This window comes from Pseudomonas sp. FW305-70 (assembly GCF_058783925.1).
On record NZ_JBYSYZ010000018.1, the window covers coordinates 76,241 to 98,822 of the forward strand.

General features: G+C 61.1%; 20 protein-coding genes. 11 read left to right on the forward strand and 9 right to left on the reverse strand.

The features are described 5' to 3' along the window. Positions 1–145: 145 nt before the first annotated feature. From emhC to AC3WN7_RS15825, 3 genes are read right to left on the reverse strand one after another with little or no spacing between them, the layout of a single operon-like run. On the reverse strand, positions 146–1,606 hold the full coding sequence (emhC, locus tag AC3WN7_RS15815) for an efflux RND transporter outer membrane subunit EmhC (protein WP_015093854.1): 1,461 nt from the start codon (positions 1,604–1,606) through the stop codon (positions 146–148). Continuing rightward, entirely contained in the window at positions 1,606–4,767 is a 3,162-nt protein-coding gene (gene emhB, locus AC3WN7_RS15820) for an efflux RND transporter permease subunit EmhB (protein WP_095965113.1), read from the reverse strand. The genes emhC and emhB overlap by 1 nt, the downstream gene beginning before the upstream one ends. A 3-nt stretch (positions 4,768–4,770) precedes the next feature. Then, positions 4,771–5,928: an efflux RND transporter periplasmic adaptor subunit gene (locus tag AC3WN7_RS15825; protein WP_007976706.1), complete on the reverse strand. Its 1,158-nt coding sequence runs from the start codon at positions 5,926–5,928 to the stop codon at positions 4,771–4,773. 277 nt (positions 5,929–6,205) lie between these two features. On the opposite strand from AC3WN7_RS15825, the gene emhR reads away from it, so the two are divergent. Continuing rightward, entirely contained in the window at positions 6,206–6,838 is a 633-nt protein-coding gene (gene emhR / locus AC3WN7_RS15830; protein WP_015093857.1) for an efflux system transcriptional repressor EmhR, read from the forward strand. A gap of 309 nt (positions 6,839–7,147) precedes the next feature. Here the strand turns inward: emhR and AC3WN7_RS15835 are convergent, their stop codons facing one another. The 4 genes from AC3WN7_RS15835 to AC3WN7_RS15850 all read right to left on the reverse strand — a co-directional run bounded on the left by AC3WN7_RS15835 (position 7,148) and on the right by AC3WN7_RS15850 (position 10,588). Then, the gene (locus AC3WN7_RS15835; RefSeq protein WP_102674197.1) at positions 7,148–7,678 is read right to left on the reverse strand and encodes a hypothetical protein; all 531 of its coding nucleotides are present in this window, start codon (positions 7,676–7,678) and stop codon (positions 7,148–7,150) included. A 266-nt stretch (positions 7,679–7,944) separates the two neighbouring features. After that, positions 7,945–8,994, reverse strand: a complete 1,050-nt coding sequence (locus tag AC3WN7_RS15840) for an alkene reductase (protein WP_102674198.1) — start codon at positions 8,992–8,994, stop codon at positions 7,945–7,947. Positions 8,995–9,024: 30 nt separating this feature from the next. Further along, the gene (locus tag AC3WN7_RS15845) at positions 9,025–10,191 is read right to left on the reverse strand and encodes an MFS transporter (protein ID WP_007976713.1); all 1,167 of its coding nucleotides are present in this window, start codon (positions 10,189–10,191) and stop codon (positions 9,025–9,027) included. A 94-nt stretch (positions 10,192–10,285) separates the two neighbouring features. After that, positions 10,286–10,588: an ArsR/SmtB family transcription factor gene (locus AC3WN7_RS15850; protein ID WP_007983055.1), complete on the reverse strand. Its 303-nt coding sequence runs from the start codon at positions 10,586–10,588 to the stop codon at positions 10,286–10,288. A gap of 170 nt (positions 10,589–10,758) precedes the next feature. Here AC3WN7_RS15850 and AC3WN7_RS15855 point away from each other — a divergent pair, with 170 nt between their 5' ends. Then, positions 10,759–11,337, forward strand: a complete 579-nt coding sequence (locus tag AC3WN7_RS15855; protein WP_095965116.1) for an acyl carrier protein phosphodiesterase — start codon at positions 10,759–10,761, stop codon at positions 11,335–11,337. Positions 11,338–11,460: 123 nt separating this feature from the next. Here AC3WN7_RS15855 and AC3WN7_RS15860 read toward each other — a convergent pair whose 3' ends face one another. Together AC3WN7_RS15860 and olsB are read right to left on the reverse strand one after the other, a co-directional pair. After that, positions 11,461–12,252 carry a lysophospholipid acyltransferase family protein gene (locus AC3WN7_RS15860; RefSeq protein WP_102674199.1) on the reverse strand — a complete coding sequence of 264 codons (792 nt, stop codon included), beginning with the start codon at positions 12,250–12,252 and terminating at the stop codon, positions 11,461–11,463. After that, positions 12,252–13,007, reverse strand: coding sequence for an L-ornithine N(alpha)-acyltransferase (gene olsB, locus AC3WN7_RS15865; protein ID WP_015093862.1), 756 nt, complete (start codon positions 13,005–13,007; stop codon positions 12,252–12,254). The genes AC3WN7_RS15860 and olsB overlap by 1 nt, the downstream gene beginning before the upstream one ends. A 155-nt stretch (positions 13,008–13,162) precedes the next feature. On the opposite strand from olsB, the gene AC3WN7_RS15870 reads away from it, so the two are divergent. The 9 genes from AC3WN7_RS15870 (at position 13,163) to AC3WN7_RS15910 (ending at position 22,490) form a co-directional block, all read left to right on the forward strand. After that, positions 13,163–14,050: an acyl-CoA dehydrogenase family protein gene (locus AC3WN7_RS15870; protein WP_095965118.1), complete on the forward strand. Its 888-nt coding sequence runs from the start codon at positions 13,163–13,165 to the stop codon at positions 14,048–14,050. A 165-nt stretch (positions 14,051–14,215) separates the two neighbouring features. Continuing rightward, positions 14,216–15,310: a serine hydrolase domain-containing protein gene (locus AC3WN7_RS15875; RefSeq protein WP_102674200.1), complete on the forward strand. Its 1,095-nt coding sequence runs from the start codon at positions 14,216–14,218 to the stop codon at positions 15,308–15,310. Beyond that, positions 15,307–15,630: an amidase gene (locus tag AC3WN7_RS15880; protein WP_095965120.1), complete on the forward strand. Its 324-nt coding sequence runs from the start codon at positions 15,307–15,309 to the stop codon at positions 15,628–15,630. The genes AC3WN7_RS15875 and AC3WN7_RS15880 overlap by 4 nt, the downstream gene beginning before the upstream one ends. A gap of 153 nt (positions 15,631–15,783) precedes the next feature. Beyond that, entirely contained in the window at positions 15,784–16,959 is a 1,176-nt protein-coding gene (locus tag AC3WN7_RS15885) for a M20 aminoacylase family protein (RefSeq protein WP_095965121.1), read from the forward strand. Positions 16,960–17,041: 82 nt separating this feature from the next. Further along, the gene (locus AC3WN7_RS15890) at positions 17,042–18,352 is read left to right on the forward strand and encodes a citrate-proton symporter (RefSeq protein ID WP_102674201.1); all 1,311 of its coding nucleotides are present in this window, start codon (positions 17,042–17,044) and stop codon (positions 18,350–18,352) included. Then, positions 18,349–19,797: an amidase gene (locus AC3WN7_RS15895; protein ID WP_256585664.1), complete on the forward strand. Its 1,449-nt coding sequence runs from the start codon at positions 18,349–18,351 to the stop codon at positions 19,795–19,797. Before AC3WN7_RS15890 ends, AC3WN7_RS15895 begins: the two co-directional genes overlap by 4 nt. 69 nt (positions 19,798–19,866) lie before the next feature. Beyond that, positions 19,867–20,637, forward strand: a complete 771-nt coding sequence (locus tag AC3WN7_RS15900) for an IclR family transcriptional regulator (RefSeq protein ID WP_008000154.1) — start codon at positions 19,867–19,869, stop codon at positions 20,635–20,637. A gap of 103 nt (positions 20,638–20,740) precedes the next feature. Then, a complete protein-coding gene (locus AC3WN7_RS15905) occupies positions 20,741–21,331 on the forward strand; it encodes a YceI family protein (protein WP_095965124.1) in 591 nt (196 codons plus the stop codon). 1 nt (position 21,332) lies between these two features. Beyond that, on the forward strand, positions 21,333–22,490 hold the full coding sequence (locus AC3WN7_RS15910; RefSeq protein ID WP_102674203.1) for a phospholipase D-like domain-containing protein: 1,158 nt from the start codon (positions 21,333–21,335) through the stop codon (positions 22,488–22,490). Positions 22,491–22,582: the final 92 nt, after the last annotated feature.

Consider the following 22,582-nt stretch of genomic DNA (forward strand, 5'->3'; position numbering starts at 1 on the left):
AGTGCGGGTTTTTGATTTGTTCGGTATGTTGAAGTTGTGAAGTTGATATGAGTAAGTGTGTTGGCTGCTCAAGGCGAGTGCCAATAAATACCCGCGCCATGGAGCACATATAGCTCAATGGCGTGGGTTTTTTCGTATTGCCAGATCAGAACATCTTCATCTTCGGCGCTTCTTCCTTCAACGGCTCGTTCTTCGCCGTCTGTTCGTTCCAGCCACCACCCAGTGCCTTGTACAGGTTGACCTGACTGATCAGCTGCGCCAGGCGATCGGTGATCAGATTCTGTTCGGAGTTGAACAGCTGACGCTGGGCATCGAGGAACGTCAGGTTGCTGTCGACACCGATGCGATAACGACGCTCGGCCAGGCGGTAGTAGTCCTGGTTGGCGCTGACCAGATTACGCTGTGCCTGTACCTGGTCGGTATAGGTCCCGCGTGCGGCCAGGCCGTCGGCGACTTCCTGGAAGGCCGTTTGAATGGACTTCTCGTAGTTCGCCACACCAATGTCTTTCTGGATCTTCGAGTAATCCAGGCTGGCGCGCAGGCTGCCGGCGTTGAAGATCGGCAGGTTGATCTGCGGCTGGAACAGCCAGGTACCCGAACCGCCCTTGAACAGGCCGGACAGGTCCGGGCTCAGGGTCCCGGCGTTGGCGGTCAGGCTGATGCTCGGGAAGAACGCTGCCCGTGCCGCGCCGATGTTGGCGTTGGCCGCCTTGAGGTTGTGCTCGGCCTGGAGGATGTCCGGACGACGTTGCAGCAAGTCCGACGGCAGGCCGGCCGGTACTTCGGCCAACAGATCGTCGTTCAACGGTTTGGCCGCTGGCAGGTTGGCCGGGACGCCGGTACCCAACAGCAGTACCAGGCTGTTTTCATCCTGGGCGACCTGGCGGGTGTAACGGGCCAGTTGCGCACGGGCGTTTTCCACCGAGGTCCGCGACTGCGCCAGGTCCAGGGCCGAGGCGACACCCACTTCGTTGCTGCGCGCGGTGAGCTTGTAGCTCTCCTCGAACGCGGCGAGGGTGTCCTGGGTGACTTTCAGCAGTTCCTTGTCGGCCTGCCAGGTCAGGTAGGCGTTGGCGACGCTGGCCACCAGGCTGAGCTGCGTGCTGCGCCGGCCTTCTTCGGTGGCGAAGTACTTCTGCAACGCTTCCTCGTTCAGGCTGCGAACCCGACCGAACAGGTCGAGTTCGTAGGCGTTGACGCCAACCGTTGCCGAGTAGGAACTGGTGATGCCGGCTTCGCCGGTCTGCGACGCGTTAGCCGGAAGGCGCTGACGGCTGCCGGTGCCGTTGGCCGAAACGGCCGGGAACAGATCGGCACGGGAGATGCGGTACTGAGCCGCAAAGGCGTCGATGTTCAGGGCCGCGACACGCAGGTCACGGTTGTTTTCCAGGGCGACCTGGATCAGCTGTTGCAGCGCCGGGTCGTGGAAAAACTGCTTCCAGCCCTGCTCGGCAGCGGCTTGCGCCGGTGCCTGGGCCGGCGAATACGCCGGGCCCTGCGGGTATTGCCCCGCCACCGGTGCTTCGGGCTGCTGATAATCAGGTATCAGCGAGCAGCCACCGAGCACGAAGGCGGCGACTGCCAGGGAGAGTAGCGACTTGCTCATTAGCCAGCCTCTTTAGGAGTTTCAGTAGCGTCATCCTGGTCGGCAATCTTACGCTGGCCAATGGACGACACGGTGACGAAGAACAGCGGGACCCAGAAGATCGCCAGCACAGTGGCCGTGATCATACCGCCGATCACGCCGGTACCGATCGCATGCTGGCTACCCGAACCTGCGCCCGTGGATATCGCCAGTGGTACCACGCCCAGAACGAAGGCGAGGGAGGTCATGATGATCGGTCGCAGACGCATGCGGCAGGCTTCGATTGCCGCGTCGCGCAGGCTACGCCCCTGTTCGTGCAGTTCCTTGGCAAATTCGACAATCAGAATGGCGTTTTTCGCCGCCAGACCGATAGTCGTCAACAGGCCTACCTGGAAGTACACGTCGTTGGACAAACCGCGCAGGCTGGTGGCCATCAGTGCACCGATGATCCCCAGCGGCACCACCAACATCACCGCGATCGGAATCGACCAGCTTTCATACAGCGCCGCCAGGCACAGGAACACCATCAGCAGCGACAGGGCGTACAGCGCCGGCGCTTGCGAACCGGACAGACGTTCCTCGTACGACAGGCCGGTCCAGGAAATACCGACACCGGCCGGCAGTTTCCTGGCAATGGCTTCGACTTCGAGCATGGCTTCACCGGTGGAGTAACCCGGTGCCGGGGCGCCGAGGATTTCCATCGCTTCCACGCCGTTGTAGCGGGCCAGTTTCGGCGAACCGTAGATCCACTCGCCCTTGGCGAATGCCGAGAACGGCACCATGGTTCCCTGGGCGTTGCGCACGTACCACTTCTGCAAGTCTTCAGGGCCCATTCGAGAGCCTGGCTGGCCTTGCACGTAAACCTTCTTCACCCGACCACGGTCGATGAAGTCGTTGACGTAGCTACTGCCCAGGGCAATCGACAGGGTGTTGTTGATGTCGGCGATCGTAATGCCCAGGGCACTGGCCTTCTCGTCATCGATTTCCAGTTGGTATTGCGGTTCGTCGTTCAGGCCGTTCGGACGCACCTGAGACAGGATCTTGCTTTGTGCGGCCATGCCAAGGAACTGGTTGCGCGCTTCCATCAGTTTTTCGTGGCCGATACCGGCGCGGTCCTGCAGGAACACGTCGAAACCGGTGGCGTTACCCAACTCCAGTACCGCCGGTGGTGCAAAGGCGAACACCATGGCATCGCGGAAGGTGAAGAAGTGCTGCTGGGCACGGGCCGCCACCTTGAACACGTTGTTGTCGGCGTTACGTTCGTCCCACGGACGCAGCATGATGAACGCCATACCCGAACTCTGGCCACGGCCGGCGAAGTTGAAACCGGTCACGGTAAACACCGAGTTCACCGCATCGCCTTCGCCGCCATCCTTGCCCGGGCGCAGCAGGAATTCACGCATTTCATCCACGACCACCTGGGTACGCTGGGCTGTGGAGCCGGCCGGGGTTTGCACCTGGGCGAACAATACACCCTGGTCTTCTTCCGGCAGGAACGCCGTTGGAATGCGGGTGAACAGCCAGATCATGCCCACCACGATCAGCAGGTACGCCAGCAGGTACGGGATCTTGCGCTGCAGGATATTGCCGACACCACGTTCGTAGCCGCGCACGCCGCGGTCGAAATTGCGGTTGAACCAGCCAAAGAAACCGCGCTTGGGTACGCCGTGCTCGCCTTTCGGAATCGGCTTGAGCATGGTGGCGCAAAGCGCCGGGGTGAAGATCAGCGCAACCAGTACCGACAGGGCCATGGCCGAAACGATGGTGATCGAGAACTGCTTGTAGATCACACCGGTGGAACCGCTGAAGAACGCCATTGGCAGCAGAACCGCCGACAGCACCAGGGCGATACCGACCAGTGCGCCCTGGATCTGACCCATGGACTTCTTGGTGGCTTCCTTCGGTGACAGGCCTTCTTCGCTCATCACCCGTTCGACGTTTTCCACCACGACGATGGCGTCGTCCACCAGCAAGCCGATGGCCAGCACCATACCGAACATGGTCAGGGTGTTGATGCTGAAACCGGCGGCCGCGAGGATCCCGAATGTACCGAGCAATACCACCGGCACGGTCATCGTGGTGATCACGGTGGCGCGGAAGTTTTGCAGGAACAGGAACATCACCAGGAACACCAGCGCGATCGCTTCGACCAGGGTGTGAACCACACCTTTGATCGACTCGGTCACCACCGGCGTGGTGTCGTACGGGAACACCACTTCCATCCCTTGCGGGAAGAACGGCTTGAGGCTGTCGATGGTCGTGCGCAGGGCCTTGGCGGTATCGAGCGCGTTGGCACCGGTGGCCAGTTTCACCGCCAGGCCGGAAGCCGGGGCGCCGTTGAACTGGGCGTTGATGCTGTAGTTCTCACCCCCCAGGCCGACTTCGGCAACATCTTTGAGGCGAACCTGGGATCCGTCCTTGTTGACCTTGAGCAGGATCTTGTCGAATTGCTCCGCGGTCTGCAGGCGGGTCTTGCCGATGATCGTCGCGTTCAACTGGGTGCCGGGCAGGGCAGGCAGGCCGCCGAGCTGACCGGACGAGACCTGGACGTTTTGCGCCGCGATGGCGGTCTTGACGTCGATCGGGGTCAGGTTGTAGTTGTTCAACTTGGCCGGGTCGAGCCAGATACGCATGGCGTACTGCGAACCGAACACCTGGAAGTCACCGACACCGGCGGTCCGCGAGATCGGGTCTTGCATGTTCGACACGATGTAGTTGGACAAGTCGTCCTTGGTCATGCTGCCGTCACGGGACACCACGCCGATCACCAGCAGGAAGTTCTTCACCGCCTTGGTGACGCGGATACCTTGCTGTTGCACTTCCTGCGGCAGCAGCGGGGTGGCCAGGTTCAGCTTGTTCTGCACCTGAACCTGCGCGGTATCGGAGTTGGTGCCTTGCTCGAAGGTCGCGGTAATGGTCATGGTGCCGTCGGAGTTACTTTCCGACGAGACATAACGCAGGTTGTCGATACCGTTGAGCTGTTGCTCGATCACCTGAACCACGGTGTCCTGTACCGTTTGTGCCGAAGCACCCGGGTAAGTCACGGAAATGGCGATCGCCGGAGGCGCAATGCTCGGGTACTGGTTGATCGGCAACCGCAGGATCGATAGTGCCCCGACCAACATGATCACCAGGGCAATCACCCAGGCGAAAATCGGACGGTCGATAAAAAATCTCGACATGGTTTACTCCCCTTTTCCGCCAGAGGCTTTATCAGCTGTCTGAGCGGGGGCCGGGCTCTTTACGGCTACGTTGGTCGCTTCACTGGCCTTGACTTCGATGCCGGGTTTGACGAATTGCAGACCTTCGGTGATCAGGCGATCGCCGGCCTTCAGGCCATCTTCGATCAGCCACTGGTTGCCGACGGTGCGGTTGGCCTTGAGTTGACGCAGTTCGACCTTGTTGTCCGGGCCGACAACCAGAGCGGTCGGGGTACCCTTGAGGTCGCGGGTCACGCCTTGTTGCGGGGCCAGAATCGCCGCGCTGTTCACACCGGCCAGCAACTTGGCGTGCACGAACATGCCCGGCAGAAGGGTGTGGTCAGGGTTCGGGAAAATGGCGCGCAGGGTGACGGAACCGGTGGTCTGGTCAACCGAGATTTCGGAGAACTCCAGCTTGCCGTCCAGCTTGTACTCGCTGCCGTCTTCCAGGGTCAGCTTGACCGAGGCTGCGTTGTCGCCGGCTTTTTGCAGGCGACCGCTTTCCAGCTCGCGGCGCAGTTGCAACAGCTCGACCGAAGACTGCGTCACGTCGACGTAGATCGGGTCGATTTGCTGAATCACCGCCATCGCATCGACTTGGGCATTGCTGACCAGCGCGCCTTCGGTCACCGAGGAGCGGCCGATGCGGCCGGTCAGCGGGGCATAGACCTTGGTGTAGCGCACGTTGATCTGTGCCGTTTGCAGTGCGGCTTCCGATTGCAGGCGATTGGCCACGGCGGTGTCGTATTCCTGACGGCTTACAGCCTGCTCGTCGACCAGTTGCTTGTAGCGGTCGGAAATCGACTTGGTCGAGCGCAGGTTGGCTTCGGCGCTTTTCAATGTCGCTTCATAGACCGACGGATCGATCTGATAGAGCTGCTGGCCGGCCTTGACGTCGCTGCCTTCCTTGAACAGGCGCTTGAGAATGATGCCGTTGACCTGAGGACGGACTTCGGCAATGCGGAACGCACTGGTACGGCCAGGCAGATCGGAGGTCAGGGTGAATGATTGCGGTTGCAGAGTCACGACGCCGACCTGAGGCGGTGGGGCGGCCGGCGCAGCCTCTTCCTTTTTGCATCCGCTGAGTAGCGATGCCAGGGCGACGGCGGCGACCAGAGCGGTAACAGCTGGCTTGAATTGCATGAAAATCCTCGGGTCAGGCGCGCAACGTGCGCACTAGAAAGGTGGAAGGTTGAAATATGGTTGCCGAGTGGATAAGTAGCTTGCTAAGTAATATACTTACGTACATGGTTGTTTGTAAATACCCAGGCTGCGTATCAAGGTCGTTACAAAGCCCGTTACACAAGCCGTTGAAAGGCTGGAATTGTAGGCCGGGGACGAACCCCCAGAACGTTCGCCCCACTTTTATTCAGCTGATGTTCAGACATCGCTGAAGCACCCTGATTGAGGTTGTACTGCCATGGTCCGTCGTACCAAAGAGGAAGCTCAGGAAACCCGCGCGCAAATTCTCGTGGCGGCCGAAAAGGCCTTTTACGAGCGAGGCGTGGCGCGTACGACCCTGGCGGATATCGCCACCCTGGCCGGCGTCACTCGTGGGGCCATTTACTGGCATTTCAGCAACAAGGCGGATCTGGTGCAGGCCATGCTCGACACCTTGCATGAGCCGCTGGAAGAAATGGCCAAGGCCAGCGAGAGTGAAGACGAACTCGATCCCCTGGGCTGCATGCGCAAGCTGCTGATTCATTTGTTTCATCAAATTGCGCTGGACCCGAAAACCCGACGCATCAATGAGATTCTTTTTCATAAGTGCGAATTCACCGATGAAATGTGCGATCTGCGCCAACAGCGTGTGTCAGCCAGCCTCGAATGCAACGTGCGAATCGGTCTGGCCCTGAGCAATGCCGTCAATCGAGGGCAGTTGCCGGAAAACCTCGACACCGCTCGCGCCGCGATCAGCTTGCATGCCTATATTGACGGCATCCTGTACCAGTGGTTGCTGGCCCCCGACAGTTTTGAATTGCACACCGAAGCGGAACGATGGGTCGATACCGGGCTGGACATGCTGCGCTTGAGCCCCAGCCTGCGCAAATGAAACAAAATGAAAAACTGGCTCCCGGCAAGTCAACCGTTGAAATCCCCCCGAGGATCATTTTGCCTCATGCGCCTTTTTGTAATGGGGTGCTTTTATATATGGGCTCGTGTCAGGTTGACAGCTATCAAGCTACATAATTTGTAGGGATTTTGTATCGAGCTTGCATGGGGCATGAACTTCGAACGGATACCACCGCTCGTGAAAAAGAACCCCGGCTTTGCGAGTCGGGGTCTGGAATGTGGCGAAAAAAGACATCAGTAAGCTGGTCTGATACATTTTTTCATCGGCGTATTTTTTGTCTGATCGATATTAACCGACTATCAGGTCGACGCTAAAACTGAAGGGCGCCTCTTCATTCTTTTTCGCGATGTTGGCCGTGACTTTATATGGGCTGCTGCTGTTTCCGGATCGCGTTATTGTTTTTGTCCAGATTGGATTCAGGGTTGGATGCAGGAATCCGTAACCCACTGAAACTGTCAGCTGAATAGCTAACGTGCAAATTAATCCATCTTCGGTGATGTAAGAGAACTCTTGCAGGATCGGAGGGAACTTCCTTTTTTTGTAATGAATTCCATTACTGGAGAAGTCCCGAAAGTATGGAAGTTCGAGAGTTTGCTCATCGTTCATTTCGATTTCGAAGTCTGACAGCGACGTTCCGGTCAAATCCCAGCCTGCTTTCAAGAGCCGGATCGGGCCATTTGTGTTGTTGGAGATGTTGATGGTCATTACGGTGTACTTTTCAGGGAATGTGCTGGCTGAGGCAGAAAAGCTGAAATCTCCAGATTCATATTCTGTTTGTGCAATGATTTGGGGCGCATGTATCGGGCCGTTGTTGTCCATGCTGTTAATCCTTTAAAGTTTTTTAGGGGCTTTCCATAGCGCTCGATATGTTGTGACGAGGCGTTGTGAAGTATTAAATTGTTTTTTTGAGTTTGTCTGGGTTTTAGTTGTAAGTTTGTATGCAAGTGGGTGTGGGTGTGGGTGTGATACTGGTTTGAATGGCAGGTAAGTTGTCAGGGGTTTAAGTCTGGCAAGCGGGTTTTAGCTTATTTAAAGCAAAAAAAGCCCGGCGTCCGAAACGCCGGGCTTTTTGAGTTTGCGCAGTCTTACAATGTTGGATAGTCGATGTAACCAACCGGGCCCTTGGCATAGAACAGCTCCGGGCGTGCTTCGTTAAGCGGTGCATCGGCCTTCAAGCGTGCCGGCAGGTCAGGGTTGGCAATGAAGGGTACGCCGAAGGCGACTGCATCGGCCTTGCCGCTGGTGAGCAACGCGTTGGCGCTGTCCTTGGTGAAACGCTCGTTGGCAATGTAGGGGCCGCCGAAGGCTTCCTTGAGTTGTGGGCCGAGGCTGTCGGCACCTTCTTTCTCGCGCGAGCAGATGAAGGCGATGCCACGCTTGCCCAATTCGCTAGCAACGTAGGTGAAGGTTTCGGCCAGGTTGTCGTCGCCCATGTCATGCAGGTCAGCGCGTGGCGACAGGTGCACACCTACACGGCCGGCGCCCCAGACTTCGATGGCGGCGTCAGTCACTTCCAACAGCAGGCGGGCACGGTTTTCCAGGGAGCCGCCATAGTTGTCGGTGCGCTGGTTGGTGCTGCTTTGCAGGAATTGGTCGAGCAGGTATCCGTTGGCGGCGTGGATTTCCACACCGTCGAAGCCGGCGGCCTTGGCGTTCTCGGCACCGACGCGGTAAGCGTCGACGATGTCAGCGATTTCAGCGGTTTCCAGGGCGCGCGGCACCGGGAAGTCGGCCAGCGGACGAACCAGGCTGACGTGGCCCTTGGGCTGGATGGCACTCGGGGCGACCGGGGCTTCATCGTTCAGGTACAAACCGTGGGAAATACGACCCACGTGCCACAACTGCAGGAAGATCTTGCCGCCCGCGCCATGAATGGCCTTGGTCACGTTGGACCAGCCACGTACCTGATCGTTGGACCAGATGCCCGGGGTGTCCGGGTAGCCGACGCCCATCGGTGTCACCGAAGTGGCCTCGCTGAGGATCAACCCGGCGGACGCACGCTGCACGTAGTACTCGGCCATCAGCGCATTAGGTACGCGGCCTTCGTCGGCGCGGCAGCGGGTCAGCGGTGCCATGATGATGCGGTTGGCCAGCTCGAGGTCGCCCAGTTTGATTGGATCGAAAATAGTCGTCATGAAGTACAACCCTCGTGAGGTTTCAGGTGATTAGTGGGTAGCAGGAGCCAGATCGGGATTGCCGCTCTGGCGGAAAGTAATCAGGGTCACCAGCAGGGCGAGTACCGCCAGTACGGCTGCCGCGAGCGGCACGCTGGTCAGGCCGAAGCCGTGGGCGATCACACTGCCGCCGACCCAGGCACCCAGGGCGTTGCCGATGTTGAAAGCGCCGATGTTCAGGGTCGACACCAGGTTCGGTGCGGCTTTGCCGAAGGTCACCACGTTCACTTGCAGCGCCGGTACGGCGGCGAAGCACGCGGTGGCCCAGAGGAACAGGGTGATTTCGGTCGGGATCAGCGCGACGCTGGTCCAGGTCAGCACGGTGGACACCACGGCCATGGTCACGAACACACCGATCAGGGTCGCGGCCATGCCTTTGTCGGCCAGCTTGCCGCCGATGATGTTGCCCACCGTCAGGCCCAGGCCGATGAGCATCAGGGTCCAGGTCACGCCACGGGGCGAGACCCCAGTGACTTCGCCCAGCAGCGGTGCGACGTAGGTGAACAGGGTGAACACCGACGCGGCGAACAGTGCCGTCATGCTCAGGGACAGCCAGATGCCAGCGCCCTTGAGCGCGGCCAGTTCGGCGCGCATGTCGAGTTTTTCTTCATCGCGCTTGGCCGGCAGGAAGCGGATCAGACCGATCAGCGCAATCACACCAATCACGGTCACGGCCCAGAAGGTCGAACGCCAGCCGGCTTCCTGACCGAGGGCGGTGCCTAGCGGTACGCCGAGGACGTTGGCCAGGGTCAGGCCGGTGAACATCAGGGCCACGGCCGAGGCACGTTTGTTCGCAGGCACCAGGCCGGCAGCCACCACCGAACCGATGCCGAAGAAGGCACCGTGGCACAGGGCGGTGACCACACGGGCAAACATCAGCACGTTGTAGTCGCCGGCCACTGCGCAGAGCAGGTTGCCGATAATGAAGATGCCCATCAACGCCACCAGGGCGGCCTTGCGCGGCAGCCTGGCGGTGGCCAGCGCCATGAACGGCGCGCCGATGGCCACGCCCAGGGCGTAACCGGTCACCAGCCAGCCGGCACCGGGAATCGACACACCGAGGTCAGCCGCCACGTTGGGCAGCAGGCCCATGATGACGAACTCGGTGGTGCCGATGGCGAAGGCACTCAAGGCCAGGATGAGTAGCGAGAGGGGCATGTCTGATTCCTTTTCGGCTGACTGACGTGGGGGGGCGCTCTCAATTGGTTTTCCCGGCGTTTTGTGAAAACCAATTGAGAACGCCCCCACAGGGTCAGAGCTCTTTACTGAAGGTTTTGAGGAACTCCTGAATGGTTTCCTCATTGCGTTTGAAAAAATGCCACTGGCCGACTTTGCGGCTGCTGATCAGGCCGGCGCGTTGCAGGGTCGCCAGGTGTGCCGACACCGTGGACTGCGACAGGCCGCAACGTTGATCGATCTGCCCGGCGCAAACGCCGTGTTCGTTGCTGTGGGACTGGTCGGGAAATTCGACGGTCGGGTCCTTGAGCCAGTGCAGGATTTCTCGCCGTACTGGGTGTGCCAGGGCTTTTATTATTTCGTCGAGATTGATGGTCATGATGTGGGCTCGTGATGTTTAAAACGCTATATCGCGATGAGGCGAACTTTAAATCGGTATTTCGCGATATACAAATATGATTTGGCTCTGACCCGCTCACATTTCGGTATATCGAGTTATAACGATACGTTGAGTGTAACAAGACAAGGGGGCAGTGCTAAGCTGCGCCCATGAACTATCTCGCACATCTTCACCTCGGTGGCCAGCGTCCCGGCCAATTGCTCGGCAGTCTGTATGGCGATTTCGTCAAGGGGCGGCTGCAAGGGCAGTTCGCTCCGGACATCGAAGGGGCCATCCAGTTGCACCGCAGCATCGACGTGTTCACCGATCGCCATCCGCAGGTGGATGTCGCGTTGTCGCGTTTCTCCCTGACCCGTCGTCGCTATGCGGGGATCGTGCTCGACGTGTTTTTCGATCATTGCCTGGCCCGGGACTGGAGGCTGTATGCCGACCGGCCGCTGGAGCTGTTCACCTCGGACGTGTATCGCGTGCTGTCCAGCGAGCGGCAACTGCCGGAGCGGCTGGCGAAAATTGCGCCGCACATGGTGGCCAATGACTGGTTGGGCTCGTATCAGGAATTTGAAGTGCTGGAGCAGGTGTTGCGCGGGATCTCGCGGCGCCTGACCCGGCCGGAGGAACTGGCGGCGGCGATGCAGGAGTTGCGACGGTTGTATGAACCGTTGAGCGAGGACTTTCGGTTGTTCTATCCGCAGTTGCAGGATTTTGCGCGGAACTATCCAACACCCTAAAACCCCTGTGGGAGCGGCGGTTCGGCGCTCCGACTTGCTCGCGAAGGCGTAGTGTCAGGCGACATTGATATCGGCTGACACTACGCCTTCGCGAGCAAGCCCGCTCCCACATGGGATCTGTGTTTATGCTGCGATAGCAGGACGCATCGGTGCTCGCTGAGGTTCAACGACAGTCCCAAACAACGCCTTCTGCACCGCCTGCTGCGCCTCGAACGCCAGTGCCGCGCGCTCCCGACCTTCACAGGCGATTGGCTTGAGCAGATGAATCTCCACGCCGCCACGGTCATTGGCGAACAGACGCATCAGGTGCGAGAGCAGATCATCGTCGCCAATGAACGGTGCCAGCGCGCAAGGCTGGTCGTCACGCACATAACGGATCGCCACCGGCTGCAGCGCCACTTCGGAGTCGATGGCGGCGGACAGCAGGCGACCATGGAAGGTGCGCAGCGAACGGCCATCGGTGGTGGTGCCTTCCGGGAACATCAGCAATGGGTAGGCCTGTTCCAGATGGCGGGTCATCTGCTTGCGGATCAACTGGCTGTCACCCGAGCCGCGACGGATGAACAGGCTGCCGGCTTTGGCCGCCAACCAGCCGGCCACCGGCCAGGTGCGCACTTCGGCCTTGGACAGGAACGACAGCGGCGTGAGCATGCCCAGCAGCGGAATATCGGTCCAGGACACATGGTTGCTGACCCAGAGCATCGGTGTCTTCGGCAGCTCGCCGTGGACGGTCACGTCAAAGGGCAGGGCGTTGCCCAGGCGGGCCATGAAAAAGCGCGACCAGCGCTGACGGCGGGCCATCGAATGGGCCAGGCCCAGGCGTTCGAACACGCCGAACACACTGGCCATGCCCAGGCCCAGCGTCACCACCATCAGCACTCGCGCGATTCGCGCGTACACCCGCAACCGGCTCATTACACAGCCGCCTTGAAGTGTTTGGCGTAGCGCGGGCAAAGTTCATCGCGCTTGAGCAGGATGAATACGTCGGCGACCTGGAAGTCTTCGTCCCAGCAAGGCTCGCCGCAGATCTTCGCGCCCAGGCGCATGTAAGCCTTGAGCAGCGGTGGCATCTCGGCAATCACGTTGGACGGGATGTCCAGGCTTGGCAGCGGGTTTTTCGGCTCGGCGCGCAGGTGTTCGGTGCACAGGTAGCGTTCGCGCAGACGCTGCATGATCGCGTGGGCCTGTACGCCGCCATCCTGCATCGGAATGCTCGCGCAACCCATCAGGTAGCTGTAGCCGCCCTGGTTCAGGACTTCGGCCAGTTCGCCCCAGAGCACGGCGATGGTGCCGCCGTTGCGGTAGGCCGGGTCGACGCAGGTGCGACCGATTTCCAGGATCGGGCCTTGCAGGTGCACCAGACCGTGGAGGCTGAATTCTTCTTCGCTGTAGAATTTGCCCAGGCTGCTGGCAGCCGTGTGGTCGAGCAAGCGGGTGGTCGCCACCAGGCGCCCGGTGTTCAGGTCACGCACGCCGATGTGGGCGCAGTGAACGTCGTAGTCATCCATGTCCAGACCCCGTTCAGCACCCTTGAGCTTGGCGTTGAATTCGCCGCTGAACACGTTGAAACGCAAGGCCTGGGCTTCCTGCAGTGCCTCGGCGCCCACCAGGCGTTCGGCTTGCAGGCGGCGTTCGTTGGCGGTGTCGCTGATGCGGGCGATCTGAGTCATGGCGAATCTCCGTGCGGGCTGCTCACCCGTCTTTGGGCTACAGCGAATCGACTTTCTTTGTCTAGCCGTGTTGTGCAAAGTCAGGCTATGTAGCCCCGGTGTCATCGCCATTAAGCTTTGGTGATGCTTATATGACAGCCCACGAGGAGCCTCTTATGCCCTGGCAAACCCTGTTGAACCGCCGTGATCGCTTGCCCGCCAACCCGGACCTGGCCGAAGGTTTCGCGACTTTGTTGCAGCAGTTGGGCACGGTCACACCGTTTGAATTGGCCGTGCTGGGCGGGCGGCTGATGGCAACGCCGGGGCTGGCGTTTCTGATGGGGTATCAGGCGGCATTGCGCATGCTCTGGCCGAGCGCGCCATTGAGCCTCGGCGCCTTGTGCGCCACGGAACAGCGCAGCCTGCGACCGGCCGACATGCAAACCCGCCTGAGCGGTTTGCGTCTGAGCGGACGCAAGGATTTCGTCACTGCGGGCGATGCCGCCGACTGGTTGCTGGTGGCCGCACGCTGCGAGGAGCCCGGCGCCGACCCGCGCTTGAGCCTGGCGGTGATCTATCGCGATGAACCGGGCGTGCGGGTGGAAAAACTGGCGCCGATCCCGTTGATGCCAGATATCAGCCACGGCCGGTTGTTTCTGGATAATGCCTTGTGCGAATTGCTCGCCGGGGACGGCTGGGATGCATACGTCAAACCGTTTCGCACGCTGGAAGACATCTATGTACTGAGCGCCATGACGGCGTGGCTGTATGGGGTCGGTCAGGAATGCGATTGGCCGCAAGGCTTGCAACTACGTTTGCTGGCGGTGTTGGCCGGATGTGCGGAAACCAGTCGCCAGCCACCGACCCATCCGGCCGGGCATGTGTTGCTTGGCGGATTGTTTGCGCAGTTCGAAGGGCTCAAGGCTGAGGTGAATGAGGCGTTGGCTGAAGGGCCTCAAGAGTGGGCGGCTATGTGGCAGCGGGATCAGGCGGTGATGGAGTTGGCGGGAGGGGCGCGGGGGAAGAGGTTGGCCAAGGCATTGGCGGAATCTTCGTTGAATTGACTGGCCCCTTCGCGAGCAAGCCCGCTCCCACAATGGATCTTTGGTGTGAGTGAGATCCCTGTGGGAGCAAGCTTGCTCGCGATGGCGGCCTGATTGACAACATGAACTTCTGAACTGTCATCAACCTCGACTAGGCTCAGCAGGTTCAATCTCCGAGCCCCCGCCATGTCCAAAGGCTTGTCCCTGATTTTCCTGCTGTTGCTCAGCCTCACGGCCCAGGCTGAAAACTGGCCCGCCGAGCAATGGCCGACCGCCCCGACGCCGACCGGCCCGGCGCTTCAAGCTTTGGAGGCCTACGCCTTTCCGTCCCGCGATGACAGCACTCGCCAGGGCATCCGCACCGATGCCTTGTTGGTGATCCGCGACGGCCAGTTGATCTACGAACGCTACGCCGGCCCGACGACGGCCGAGACTCCGCACCTGACCTGGTCGATCAGCAAGAGCCTGATGGCCGCCGTCCTCGGTGTGGCCTACGGCGAAGGCTTGTTCAAGCTCGACGACCCTGTGGCGAAGTTTTATCCGCCCCTGCAAAAACATCCCGACATGACCATGGCCGACTTGCTGCACTGGGCCTCGGGCCTGGACTGGCAGGAGGACTACGAATACGCACCGCTGAAATCTTCGGTGGTGGCCATGCTCTACACCCGCGGGCGCCACGACATGGCCGGGTTCACTGCGGCGCATGCTGCGTACGCCGCGCCGGGTCAGGCCTTTCGTTACTCCAGCGGTGACAGCAACCTGTTGTCCGCCGCGCTGAAAACCATTGTCGGCCCCGACCGCTATCCCGACTATCCATGGACTGCAGTGTTCGAACCGCTGGGCATTCGCCACGCCGTTTGGGAAACCGATGCCACCGGCACGTTTGTCGCGTCGTCCTATGCCTACCTGACGGCACGGGATCTGGCCCGGGTCGGTCTGTTGATGGCCCGCGAGGGGCGCTGGGGAGACAGGCAACTGCTGCCAAAGGACTGGGTGGCGTTCAACCGCGAGCCGTTCGCTCACTATCATGCCCATGAAGACGATGCCGTCCCCGGCGGCCAGTGGTGGCTCAATCGAGCCGTAGAGGGCGCCGCAAGACCCTGGCCCGATGCCCCCGCCGATACCTTCGCTGCTCTGGGTCATTGGGGACAGGCGATGTATGTGATCCCCAGTGAACAGCTGGTGATCGTCCGCTACGGCGATGACCGCGACGGCAGTTACCGGCATAACGAATTGCTCAGGCTCGCGCTCAAGGCCTTTGCCGGGAAGGTGCAGCCATGACCGGGTTCATCCGTCGTCGACCGGTCAGTTCGCTATTGCTGATTGCACTGATTGCCTTGCTCGGCTGGATCTGGCACGAGCGTGAGGCGCTGTGGGCGTTCCCCGGCATCATCAGCGCCTACACCGCCAAGGAATACTGTTCGTGCCGCTACGTGATGAACAATGACACCGAGTACTGCCACGGTTATGTGAAACAGTGGCTGCCCGCCAGCGGCTTTACCGATGACCCGGCCGGCAAGCGTGTCACGGTCAGCGGCATGGGCCGCAGCAACGGCGCGGTGTGGGTCAGCGAGCGCCAGGGCTGCCGCTTGCAGCCCTGATATCCCTTCAGGTTCCACTCTGTGGAACCACATTCGATTGTCCTGGCGCGCGACTCGCGGTTATCTGGCGGTGAGCGCGACCTGCCTTTGACGTGTCGCGAAATCACTGCGAACAACAAGAACGGGACTACACCCGGCCCGAGGACAATCGTCATGATCCGATATCAGCACATCCTTGCCTGGCTCAACGACGTGGCCAGCGATCTGCACGCCACCCGCCAGGACATTCACGCCCACCCGGAACTCGGCTTCGAGGAAAACCGCACCTCGGCGCTGGTGGCCAAATCCCTGGCGGATTGGGGCTATGAGGTGCACACCGGCATCGGCAAGACCGGTGTAGTCGGCGTGCTGCGTAATGGCAGTAGCCCGCGCAGACTCGGTTTGCGGGCGGACATGGATGCGCTGCCGATCATCGAGAACACCGGCGTAACCTACAGCAGCCAGCATCAGGGTTGCATGCACGCCTGTGGGCATGACGGCCACACCACGATGCTGCTGGGCGCGGCGCGCTACCTGGCGGCGACACGCCAGTTCGACGGCACCCTGACGTTGATTTTCCAGCCTGCCGAAGAGGGCCAGGGCGGTGCCGAAGCGATGCTTGCCGATGGCCTGCTCGAACGTTTCCCCTGCGATGCGCTGTTCGGCATGCACAACATGCCGGGGCTACCCGCCGGCCATTTGGGTTTTCGTGAGGGGCCGATGATGGCCTCGCAGGATTTGCTTAACGTGACCATCGAAGGTGTCGGCGGCCACGGTTCGATGCCGCATCTGGCGGTCGATCCGCTGGTGGCGGCGGCAAGCGTGGTCATGGCCCTGCAGACCGTGGTCGCGCGCAACATCGATGCGCAACAGGCGGCGGTGGTCACGGTGGGCGCGTTGCAGGCGGGGGAGGCGGCCAACGTCATTCCACAACAGGCAATCCTGCGCCTGAGCTTGCGGGCACTGAATGCCCAAGTGCGCGAACAGACCCTCGAACGCGTGCGCGCAATCATCGAAGCCCAGGCCCGGAGTTTCGGTTGCAGTTCGCGCATCGAACATCGTCCGGCCTACCCGGTGCTGGTCAACCATGCAGCCGAAACCGAATTCGCCAGGCAAGTCGGCGTTGATCTGGTCGGTGCCGATGCGGTCGATGGCAATACCCCCAAACTCATGGGCAGCGAAGACTTCGCCTGGATGCTGCAACGTTGCCCCGGCGCCTACCTGTTCATCGGCAATGGCGTGTCGCGGCCGATGGTCCACAACCCCGCGTATGACTTCAACGACGACATCCTGCTGACCGGTGCCGCGTACTGGGGCGCACTGACCGAGAGCTGGCTCAAGCCAGCCTGATTTCCTCACTTTCTACTGCCGCCGGACCGGGTGCGCGCTGCCGTGCCCGCCGTTACCCAACAGGTTTTTGGAGAGTTCCCCCATGCAGACTTCGAGCACAGGCGTTTCGCGCACCCGGCAGGTGGTCGCCGCGGTTATCGGCAACGCGCTGGAATGGTATGACTTCATCGTTTACGGCTTTCTGGCCAGCATCATCGCCCGGCAGTTTTTCCCCTCTGACGACGAATACGCCTCCTTGCTGATGGCTCTGGCGACTTTCGGCGTCGGCTTCTTCATGCGTCCGGTGGGCGGCATCCTGCTGGGGATGTATTCGGACCGCAAAGGGCGCAAGGCGGCGATGCAGATGATCATTCGCCTGATGACTGTCTCCATCGCACTGATTGCGTTTGCACCGAACTACGCCGCTATCGGCATGGGTGCGCCACTGTTGATCGTGGTTGCGCGGATGCTGCAAGGCTTCGCCACGGGCGGCGAATACGCCAGCGCCACGGCGTTCCTGGTGGAAAGCGCACCGGCGCACCGCAAGGGCTTGTACGGCTCGTGGCAATTGGTCGGGCAATGCCTGGCGGTGTTCTCCGGGGCGGCGATGGTCGCATTGTTCACCCACCTGCTGTCCCCTGAGGCACTGGAGAGCTGGGGCTGGCGGATTCCGTTTGTGCTGGGTTTGCTGATCGGCCCGGTCGGGCTGTGGATTCGCAAGCACATGGAGGAACCGGAGGCGTTTCTCGAAGCACGCAAACAGGCCAAAGGCGCGAGCCCAAGCCTGATGCAAGTGCTCCGCGAACACAGGCGCAGCATTCTGGTGTCCATGGGCCTGGCCTGTGGCGCGACCGTGTCGTTCTACGTGGTGCTGGTGAACATGCCAACCTTTGCCCACAAGAATCTCGGCCTGCCGCTGGATCAGGTGTTGCTGGTGCAAATGCTCGCGGTGGCGCTGATGACCGTGATCATTCCGTTGTCTGGCGCACTGTCGGACCGACTCGGCCGGCGTCCGGTGTTGATGGCCTTCACCCTGGCGTTTTTCCTGATGGTTTATCCCTTGTACGTGTGGGTAGCGGCGGCGCCATCGGTGGAGCGTTTGCTGGTGATGCAACTGTTGCTGTGCAGTGCGATCGGCGGTTTCTTCGGCCCGGCTCCGACCGCGCTGGCCGAGCAGTTCCCCATCGAAGTGCGTTCCACCGGTGTGTCGGTGGCTTACAACGTCGCCGTCATGGTCTTCGGCGGGTTCGCGCCGCTGATCGTCACTTGGCTGAGCAAGGTCCTGGCGACTCCAGTGGCGCCATCGTTCTACGTGTTGTTCGCCTGCTTGCTGACGTTGCTCGGCACCTACTGCATGCAAGAAACACCACGGGCAAAAAGATCCGTTGAACTCAATCTTGGGGTGAAACCTTGAGCAGCAATCCGATTGTTGAAATGGACGCCGATGCGCTGTCCCAGGCCATTCATGGGCGGCAGGTGTCCTGTCGCGAGGTGATGCAGGCGTATCTGGCGCAGATCGAACGCTTCAATCCACAGGTCAATGCGCTGGTGTCCCTGCGCCCGGCCGAGGCATTGCTGGCAGAGGCCGACGAGTGTGATCGCCAACTCGACCGGGGCCAGTCCCGAGGCTGGATGCACGGCATGCCGCAGGCGGTCAAAGACCTGGCGGCCACCGCCGGTTTGCGCACCACGATGGGCTCACCGCTGTTCGCCGAGCAGGTTCCGCAATACGACGTCATCAGCGTGGCGCGGGTGCGCGACTGCGGGGCGATCATCATCGGCAAGAGCAACGTCCCGGAGTTCGGCCTCGGCTCGCAAACCTACAACAGCGTGTTCGGCACCACCACCAACGCCTACGATCCGACCTTGATTGCCGGTGGCAGCAGTGGCGGGGCGGCGGTGGCGCTGGCGTTGCGCATGCTGCCGGTGGCCGACGGCAGCGACATGATGGGTTCGCTGCGCAATCCGGCGGCGTTCAACAACGTCTATGGATTGCGTCCGTCCCAGGGGCGTGTGCCGTTCGGGCCCGGACCTGAGATGTTCATCCAGCAACTGGCCACCGAAGGACCGATGGGCCGCACGGTCACCGATGTTGCCCGTTTGCTCGGCACCCAGGCCGGGTACGATCCGCGCGTGCCGTTGTCGCTGACTGAAGATCCGGGGATATTTCACCAGTCGTTGCAGCAGGATTTCAGGGACGTGCGGCTCGGCTGGCTGGGGGACTACAACGGCTACCTGCCGATGGAGCCCGGCGTCATGAGCCTGTGTGAATCGGCGTTGCAGGACTTCGCCGCACTGGGTTGCAAGGTCGAGGCCTGCCAGCCGGATTTCTCAATGGAGCGCCTGTGGCAAACCTGGCTGGTGCATCGCCACTGGCTGGTGCAAGGCAGCCTCGGCGGGTTGTATGCCGATGCGCAAAAGCGCGAACACCTCAAACCCGAAGCCCGATGGGAAGTCGAGGGCGGGTTGCGTCTGACGGCGGCGGATGTCTATCAGGCCTCGGTCAGTCGCAGCGAGTGGTATCGAGCGCTGAACGAATTGTTCGATCGTTACGACTTCCTGTTGTTGCCCACCGCCCAAGTGTTTCCTTTTGATGCACAAACCCCTTGGCCGCGCGTTGTTGGCGGGCACGCCATGGACACCTACCACCGCTGGATGGAAGTGGTGATCGGGCCGACCCTGGCCGGGTTGCCGAGCATGAGTGTGCCGGTGGGATTCAACCCCGCCGGACTGCCGATGGGCCTGCAAATCATGGGGCGGGCTCAGGCTGACCTTGCGGTTTTACAACTGGCGTATGCCCATGAGCAGTTGACTCAATGGGTCAAGCGCTGCCCGCCCGGTTGTCTGCAAAATGCATGAGCCCAGCGGACAGGCCCGCATCTTGCTGCGCAAAGTGATCATCCATCTGCGCTTAGGGAGATCGAACCTATGGAGAGCAAGGCAGAAACCGGTAGCGTGCGTTCCGTCGAGCGCGCCCTGGCGATTGTCGAGTTGCTGGGTGAGCATCAGGCTTTGGGGCTGGAGGAGTTGCATTACCTGACGAGCCTGCCCAAGGCCACGGTGTCGCGCATGTTGCTGACCTTGCAGGAGCAGGGCTGGATCTATCGCGGCCTGAGCGACCGGCGTTATCGCTTGTGCGCCAAGCGCCTGTTTGGTGACAGCCAGCAGCGCTTCAAGCGGCGTCTGGTGGAAAACGCCGCGCCGCTGTTGCTGGCGTTGAGTGAGCGCACCGGGTTGGTGGCGGACCTGTCGTGCTTTGACGGCGAGCGGATCGAAGTCATGGAAAGCGCGATCCCCACGGTGCTGCGCAAGCGATACCCGAACAACTGCCAGATCGTCGGCCAGCACGCCAGCCTGTTCCATTCGGCCATGGGGCGGGCCTGCCTTGGCGAGCTGGACAGCCATGAAGTGGAGCGTCTGGCCAGCCGTGAGCGAATGACGGACGAGTCCCTGTTCAGCACCACTGAGCAGGCATTGCATCAAGGCTTCGGCCAGCGCACCGAGGGTTACTGGGAATATCCGGTGCGCCTGCCGTTCCTGATTCGCGCGGTGGCCCTGCCGATCCGCACCGATGGCCGCCTGGTCGGCAGCATGGCGCTGCACTGGCCGATGGATCAGGCGCCGGTGGAGCGAGTACTCAACCTGCACCTCAACAGCCTGGCCACGACCATTGGCGATGTGCAGCAGGCGATGGCCTGATTTGGAACTTGTGGCGGTTTAGAGACTCAAGGCAACACATTTCTTGCAACCTGTGGCAGGCCGGTTAAGGTTCAGCACAGGTTTCTCTGCCTTACGAGTCTCTATGTTCAAGCGCTCCGCCCTCCGATCCCTCGTTTTTCTGCTGCTGACGGGTGCTGCATTGTCGGCCCGCGCCGACTGGTACCTCGATGGCGAATCTTCACGCCTGTCGTTTGTCAGCACCAAAAACGCCAATGTTTCCGAAGTGCAGCGCTTTTTGGTGCTGCACGGCAAGGTCGATCCCCAGGGGCTGGCGCAGGTGGAAGTCGAACTGGAGTCGATCAACAGCGGCGTCCCGTTGCGCGATGAGCGTATGCGCAAGGAGCTGTTCCAGGTCGAGCGGTTCCCCGACGCCTTGATCACCACGAAAATCGATCTGCGCCCGATCAACGACCTCGCTCCCGGTGCGCAGCTGGAATTGCGCCTGCCGCTGATGGTCGACCTGCACGGCAAACAACACCAATACCAGGCCGAACTGCTGGCCACCCGTCTCGATGACCGGCGCTTCCAGGTGGTGACCCTCGAACCACTGGTGATCAACGCCGAGGATTTCGATCTGGCACCGGGTCTGGAAACGTTGCGCAAAATGGCCGGCCTCTCGGCCATCAGTCTTTCGGTGCCGGTGGGTGCGGTGCTGATTTTCACGGCGCGTTGACATGGCCGGAGCGATTTTTCCCTGGCGCGAAGGCAACCACTTCGAACTGCTGATCGATGGCCCGCAGTTTTTCCCGCGCATGCTGGTGGCGATTGCCCGGGCTGAAGAACAGGTGGAGCTGGAGCTGTATCTGGTGGAGGCGGGCGCCTGCGCTGAAGCCATGGTCCAGGCATTGGTGCAGGCCGCCGAGCGCGGTGTGCGGGTGCGCTGCCTGTTCGATGATTACGGCAGCCTCGCCTTCACCCTGGCCTTGCGCCAGCGGCTGATGGCCGCCGGGGTGGAGCTGCGTTTCTACAATCGTCTGAGCTGGCGGCGCTGGGTCGGCAACTTCTACCGCGACCACCGTAAATTGTTGCTGGTGGACCAGAGTCTGGCCGTGGTCGGGGGCACGGGCGTCACCGATGAGTTCTGGACGCCGGGCGAAGACGTCAGCGAATGGCACGAAGTGATGGTGGAAATCACCGGCCCGCTGGTGCTCGATTGGCAGCTGCTGTTCGACCGCCAGTGGATCGCCAACCGCCATCGTCGCGCCTGGCGACCGGCCTCGCATTTCGGCTTGCCGCGCTTACCTCGTGTACCGGCCAGTGGCGAGGGTATGGGCCGGGTGGCCTATGCCGATGCCCGTCAACACCGGGACATTCTGCAATCGCTGGTGCGCGCCCTGAACAGTGGTCACCGACGGATCTGGCTGGCCACGCCGTACTTTCTGCCGACCTGGAAAGTGCGCCGTTCCCTGCGCCGGGCGGCTGCCCGCGGCGTGGATGTGCGCCTGCTGCTGACCGGCCCGCGTACCGATCACCCCTCCGTGCGCTATGCCGGGCATCGCTACTACCCGCGACTGCTCAGGGCCGGGGTGGAGATCTACGAATACCAGCCGTGTTTCCTGCACCTGAAAATGGTCCTGATCGACGACTGGGTGAGCATCGGTTCGTGCAACTTCGATCACTGGAACCTGCGCTTCAACCTGGAAGCCAACCTGGAAGCACTGGACCCCGGATTGACCCGAGCGGTAGCGGCGAGCTTCGAGCATGACTTCGCCCTGAGCCAGCAAGTCAGCCTGGAAGAATGGAGGCGTCGGCCGCTGTGGCGGCGGGTCAAGCAGCGGGTGTGGGGATGGGTGGATCGGGTGGTGGTGAATCTGCTGGATCGGAGGGGCTGATCTCGGGTTTCTGAACACCACAAACCACTGTGGGAGCGGGCTTGCTCGCGAAGACGGAGTGTCAGTCAACGATGATTTCGACTGACACTCCG